This window comes from Pseudomonas sp. HMWF006 (assembly GCF_003061205.1).
GTDB lineage: Bacteria > Pseudomonadota > Gammaproteobacteria > Pseudomonadales > Pseudomonadaceae > Aquipseudomonas > Aquipseudomonas monsensis.
Window position 1 is genome coordinate 1 of sequence record NZ_QAIU01000516.1, and the last position, 3,825, is coordinate 3,825.

General features: G+C 61.2%; 5 protein-coding genes and 1 pseudogene. 3 read left to right on the forward strand and 3 right to left on the reverse strand.

Annotated elements, in window-relative coordinates:
* The coding region (locus DBR24_RS23080; protein WP_128615905.1) for an SDR family NAD(P)-dependent oxidoreductase at positions 1 to 305 on the reverse strand (305 nt) is incomplete at its 3' end.
* Between the two features lie 27 nt (positions 306 to 332).
* Positions 333 to 989: a peroxiredoxin-like family protein gene (locus tag DBR24_RS23085; protein WP_128615906.1), complete on the reverse strand. Its 657-nt coding sequence runs from the start codon at positions 987 to 989 to the stop codon at positions 333 to 335.
* A gap of 221 nt (positions 990 to 1,210) precedes the next feature.
* On the opposite strand from DBR24_RS23085, the pseudogene DBR24_RS23090 reads away from it, so the two are divergent.
* Together DBR24_RS23090 and DBR24_RS23095 are read left to right on the forward strand one after the other, a co-directional pair.
* Positions 1,211 to 1,309, forward strand: a pseudogene (locus DBR24_RS23090) (type II toxin-antitoxin system HicA family toxin); the annotation flags it as partial.
* A 26-nt stretch (positions 1,310 to 1,335) separates the two neighbouring features.
* Positions 1,336 to 1,740, forward strand: a complete 405-nt coding sequence (locus DBR24_RS23095; protein ID WP_128615908.1) for a type II toxin-antitoxin system HicB family antitoxin — start codon at positions 1,336 to 1,338, stop codon at positions 1,738 to 1,740.
* 68 nt (positions 1,741 to 1,808) lie between these two features.
* Here DBR24_RS23095 and DBR24_RS23100 read toward each other — a convergent pair whose 3' ends face one another.
* Positions 1,809 to 2,996 carry an MFS transporter gene (locus tag DBR24_RS23100; RefSeq protein ID WP_128615909.1) on the reverse strand — a complete coding sequence of 396 codons (1,188 nt, stop codon included), beginning with the start codon at positions 2,994 to 2,996 and terminating at the stop codon, positions 1,809 to 1,811.
* Between the two features lie 242 nt (positions 2,997 to 3,238).
* Here DBR24_RS23100 and DBR24_RS23105 point away from each other — a divergent pair.
* A partial coding sequence (locus DBR24_RS23105) for a DUF5666 domain-containing protein (protein WP_128615910.1) occupies positions 3,239 to 3,825 on the forward strand: 587 nt, incomplete at its 3' end.

Below are 3,825 nucleotides of genomic sequence, written 5' to 3' on the forward strand. Positions count from 1 at the left end.
GAATGCAGATTGAGCCGCATGACCTCGTCGAACGCGTCCAGATCAATGTCGCCCAAGGCCTGCGGTCGTACCAGCCCGACGTTGTTCACCAGCCCGTCGAATTCATAGGTGCGCGCCAGTTCCGCCAGTACCTCGCCGGTCAGCTTGCGATCACTCAGATCCAGTGGAAACAGGATGCCCGGAAAGCTCAGGTCAGGCTGGCGGGCAATCCCCACCACCCGATGGCCGGCACGGTCCAGATGCTCGGCCAGCGCCCGGCCTATGCCTTTGCTGGCGCCGGTGATGAGGAAGGTACGTCGGGTCATGGCAACTCCTGGGCACAGGGGATCGGATCAGCCGCGCAATGCATCCAGCATCGCTTCAGGCTCGGGACGCTGAGTGTAATCCGGGTTGACCTCGGCGTAACGAATCACGCCATTCTGAGCGATCACAAAACGGGCCGGCATCGGCAATGTCCACGCTGGATCATCGTTGAAGGTCGGCAGGTCGTTGCGCAGGTTCTTGTACAGCTCGATCAGGTAGTCCGGTAATTCGAAACGCAGGCCGAACGCCGCCGCCACGTCATTGCGCGGGTCGCTGAGGATCGGGAATTGCAATTGGTTGATGCGTTGCGACTTGCGGCTGTTGGCCGCGATCTGCGGCGAAATGGCCAGCAGACTGGCGCCGGCGTGCTGAATCGACGGGAGAAAGGCCTGCAACGCCTGCAATTCCAGGTTGCAGTACGGGCACCAGACACCGCGATAGAACGTCAACACCAATGGCCCTTGCGCCAGTAGATCCGCCGACGATACGGGATGGCCTTCGGGGTCTTTCAGGGTGAACAGCGGCGCCATGTCACCGACTTTCAGGGCACGGTTTGCCGCGCCGGAGGCGATCAGCTCGGCGGTGGCGCGCTCCATCACCGGGTGAATGTCGGCGGGGGCGTTGTAAGGGGGCTTGCCGGCCTTGAAGTCGGCTTTGAACGCGTCGAGTCTTGCTTGCAGGGTCATGGTCGAAAGTCCTGTAGGAGCGCCGGTAGTGGCTGGATTCAAGATTGACCGTGAGGCGAGGGCAGTGGAACACAGGCGCGTGGCATAGCACTCATGCCTGGGGGGAATGGGGCCGATCATCACATTCGGTAAAACAACCGGACGTCACTCCGTAGATTTCTGGGCTTGAGTAAAAATAACTCCAGGGTTGCTTTTAGCAGGCCGAGGCAAGGAGGCGGTGGGTGCAGAGCAGGCTATTGATCAAGGAGCTGGAGGAGGCAGGCTGGACGCTGGATCGGGTTACCGGCAGTCATCACATCTTCAGGCACCGATACAACCCGCCAGCCCGCGACAAGGGAGATCCATAATGCAATATCCGATCTGCATCGAATGGGGTGACGACAACACCGCCATCGGTATTCAGATACCCGACATTCCCGGCGCGGCCACGGCTGGGGATACCTTCGAGGACGCCTACAACGCCGCCGTCGAAATCGCTCACATCCTGCTACAGGAGATGGCGGCGGACGGCGAGTCGATTCCCATGCCGACGTCGGCAGCGGTCCATCGCAATAATCCGGAGTTTGCCGACATGGGCTGGGGCATGCTGGAGCTGGATATCTCGCCCTACCTGGGCAAAACCGAGAAGGTCAACGTGACGTTGCCGGGCTATGTCATCCAACGCATTGATCGCTATGTGCGTGAGCACAACGTCAAAAGCCGCTCCTCCTTTCTGGCGGATGCGGCGATGGAGAAACTGGTTCGGTATTAAGCGTCATCGCTCCCACAGGTCCAGTCAGCAACCTGTGAGAGCGAGCCTGCTCGCGATGCGTTGACGTCTTACGCCGTTGCCAATGCACCACGCTGCGAGACACTCAGAAACCGCAACAGCGCCAGCAGCGGGAACACGCTGCCGACAATCACGATCCACAACCAGCCGCCATGTTCGTACACCGCACTGGCGACCGAGGAGCCGAAGGCGCCGCCGATGAAGATGCTGGTCATGTACAGGGCGTTCAGGCGACCGCGGCTTTTGGCGTCCAGCGAATAGACAGCGCGCTGGCCGAGGACCATGTTCATCTGCACGCAGAAGTCGAGTACCACGCCGGTGACGGCCAGGCCGATCACACTGTAGGCCGGGTGAATGAAGGCCGGCAGAAAGCTCAGGCTGGCGAACAGCATGGCCAGCAGCGAGGCGATGCGAGTGTGGCCAGCGTCCGCGAGGCGTCCGCTGATGGGGGCGGCGATGGCCCCGATGGCACCGACCAGGGCGAAGATCGCGATTTCACTTTGCGACAGACCATGGTTGCGCGCCAGTTCCAGCGGCACCGCCGTCCAGAACAGGCTGAACGTGGCGAACATGCAGCCCTGATAAAACGCGCGCTGACGCAACACCGGTTGCTGGCGCAGCAGGGTCCACAACGAACCGATCAACTGGCCATAAGAAGCGCTGTGATCCGGCTGACGCTTGGGTACGGTCAACGCCAGCACCACGCTGATCGCCGCCATCAACGCGGCAGCAATCATGAACATCGCGCGCCAGCCGAAATGGTCAGCCACGACGCTCGACACCGGCCGCGCCAGCAGGATACCCAGCAGCAGCCCCCCCATGATCCCGCCGACCACCCGGCCACGGGATTCTTCCGGCGCCAGATGCGCGGCGAGGGGAATCAGGATCTGCACCGACACCGAACTGAAGCCCACCAGCAATGAAATCAGCAGGAACACATTCGGCTGACTGGTGAATGCCGCGCCGAGCAGGCTGGCAATCGCCACCACGGTGGTGATGATCATCAACCGGCGGTTTTCCAGCAGGTCGCCGAGCGGCACCAGAAAGAACAGGCCCAGCGCATAACCGATCTGCGTGAGCGAGACGATGAAGCTGGCCATGGTGTCGGACAGGCCGATGTCCGGGGCGATCAGGCCGATGATTGGCTGTGCGTAGTAGATGTTGGCGACGATGGCGCCGCAGCAGAAGGCGAACAGCAGCACCATGCCTCGGGTCATTGCGTGTGTAGTGGCGGTCATAAGATTTCTCGATCCGGCGAAAGGGGATGCGGTGAGGCTAAGGGACAAAACGGGCGCGCAGAAGAAGCCTTCGGTTGATATCAATTATTCCGTCGCGGAATGACTGGCTTCTGTCAGGGGGCATCCATCGGTGGACTTTGCGTCCGACCGTTGAAAGGCGATGATACATTCACTTACATCTTCTTCGATAGCGTGCTTATGTTTGCAGCGGCTTGTTCAACATTCATGACCGGAGGATTGCAATGTTTCGTCAGAGGCTTCGCCACACCGTAACCATTGCCTTGATCAGCCTGCTTGGCACGGCCAGCGTACAGGCCGCGGACGCACCGGGGATGCGCATCGGTGTGCGCGGCGAGATCACCGGGGTCAGCGCCGAGGCGCTGAAAGTCCACGTCAACAGCGGCGAAAACGTGGTCATCCAGTTGACCGCCGACACCAAGGTCCGCGCCGTCACGCTGGCAAATATCGAAGACATCAAACCCGGCAGCTACATCGGTTCGGCGGCCATGCCCCAGGAGGATGGCACGCTCAAGGCCCTTGAAGTGCACGTATTCCCGCCGGAACTGGCCGGCAGTGGCGACGGCCATCGGCCGTTCGACCTGGCCAGGGGCAGCAGCATGACCAATGGCAGCGTCGGTGATCTGGTGGTGAGTAATGGGCGGGTGCTGACCGTCAGTTACAAGGGCGGGCAGCAGAAGATCCTGGTGCCGGAGGATGTGCCGATCGTCAATCTGACGCCGGGGGATCGCAGTTTGCTCAAGGTCGGGGTGAAGATTGTCACCTTCGTGACCCAGGGCGCGGATGGCACGCTGACCGCGCAATCGATTTC

Coding starts and splice junctions, on each gene's coding strand:
- DBR24_RS23085 (WP_128615906.1), bottom strand. CDS start 989: ATGACCCTGCAAGCAAGACTCGACGCGTTCAAAGCCGACTTCAAGGCC.
- DBR24_RS23100 (WP_128615909.1), bottom strand. CDS start 2,996: ATGACCGCCACTACACACGCAATGACCCGAGGCATGGTGCTGCTGTTC.
- DBR24_RS23095 (WP_128615908.1), top strand. CDS start 1,336: ATGCAATATCCGATCTGCATCGAATGGGGTGACGACAACACCGCCATC.